The organism is Corallococcus aberystwythensis (assembly GCF_003612165.1).
Classification (GTDB): Bacteria; Myxococcota; Myxococcia; order Myxococcales; family Myxococcaceae; genus Corallococcus; species Corallococcus aberystwythensis.
Map to the genome: position 1 here is coordinate 1 of NZ_RAWK01000599.1, position 412 is coordinate 412.

The following is a 412-nucleotide window of genomic DNA, read 5'->3' on the forward strand; positions in this document are numbered from 1 at the left end:
GTTATCGGTTCTTACGATGAAATCACTGGAATTGGTCACCGCGTTGTTCACGGTGGAGAAAGATTCCCTGAATCCGTTTATATTGATGACCAAGTAATTAAAGATATTGAAGCTCTATCTGAACTTGCACCGCTTCATAACCCAGCGAACGTTACTGGTATTAAAGCATTCCGCAAGATTTTACCAGACGTTTTTTCAGTGGCTGTTTTCGATACAGCTTTCCATCAAACAATGCCTCCAGCAAGTTATCTTTACAGCCTGCCATACAGCTATTATGAAGACTATGGTATCCGTAAATACGGTTTCCACGGTACAAGTCACAAATATGTATCCGAACGCGCTGCAGAACTTTTAGGACGTCCTGTAGAAGAATTACGTTTACTAACTTGTCACCTTGGTAATGGTGCTAGTA

The 412-nt window shown here is 41.3% G+C and carries 1 pseudogene; it reads left to right on the forward strand.

Annotated elements, in window-relative coordinates:
* A pseudogene (locus tag D7W81_RS44555) lies at positions 1-412 on the forward strand (acetate kinase); the annotation flags it as partial.